Annotated in this window: 1 protein-coding gene and 1 pseudogene; both read left to right on the top strand. The window is 30.0% G+C overall.

The features are described from left to right. Positions 1-180, top strand: a pseudogene (locus AMN99_RS05825) (hypothetical protein); the annotation flags it as partial. Beyond that, on the top strand, positions 170-829 hold the full coding sequence (locus AMN99_RS04305; protein WP_075506597.1) for an MIP/aquaporin family protein: 660 nt from the start codon (positions 170-172) through the stop codon (positions 827-829). The pseudogene AMN99_RS05825 and the gene AMN99_RS04305, both read left to right, overlap by 11 nt. The last annotated feature ends 7 nt before the right edge of the window (positions 830-836 follow it).

The following is an 836-nucleotide window of genomic DNA, read 5'->3' as shown; positions in this document are numbered from 1 at the left end:
AATAATGCAAATAATGAGGTGTGCCCTATCTGGCCACAAAAGGAACAAATAATACATTGGGACATAGAAGATCCTGTATCTAAACTTCAAAGTGCAAATAATGAAGAAAAACAAATAATTATTAGAAACACATTCAATATTATAAGTAGTAAAATTAAAGATTGGATAAATGAAAAATAAAAGTAGATATTTTCTTTCAGAATTTATTGGAAGTTGCTTTCTAGTAATGATCATAGTTGGATCAGGTTTAATGGCTGAAAATCTGACTAACGATATAGCTGTAATGCTAATTGCCAATACTATAGCAACAGGCGCTGGTTTATTTGTGTTAATTACAGTATTTGCTGATGTATCAGGCGCTCATTTCAATCCATTTGTTAGTATTGCAATGACAATTACGGGGAAATTAAAAAAAAGATTACTTCCCTTTTATATTTCTGCTCAAATCTTAGGGTGCATGTTGGGTGTTGCCTTGGCTAATTTCTTTTTTGAGCATCAAATATTTGAGCTATCAACAAAATCAAGAGATGGCATTTATATATTTGTATCAGAAATAGTAGCTACTTTAGGTCTTATAATGATAATTTTTGGTTCAATGAAATCAGGTAAAATTACTGTAGCTGCTTCAGTTGGTTTATATATTACAGCTGGTTACTGGTTTACTTCATCAACATCATTTGCCAACCCTGCTGTTGCTATAGCTAGAACTTTTACGGAGTCTTTTACTGGTATAAATTATTTAAATACACCATTTTATATAACAGCTGAATTGATTGGAATGATAATTGCAGTATTTATTGTTAAAAAATTATTCTTACAGAAAAATTGAAAAACTT

It is taken from the genome of Candidatus Pelagibacter communis (assembly GCF_001180225.1).
Lineage (GTDB): Bacteria > Pseudomonadota > Alphaproteobacteria > Pelagibacterales > Pelagibacteraceae > Pelagibacter > Pelagibacter ubique_D.
Note: the sequence above shows the minus strand (reverse complement) of the source record. Positions and strands in the feature narration are given on the sequence as shown.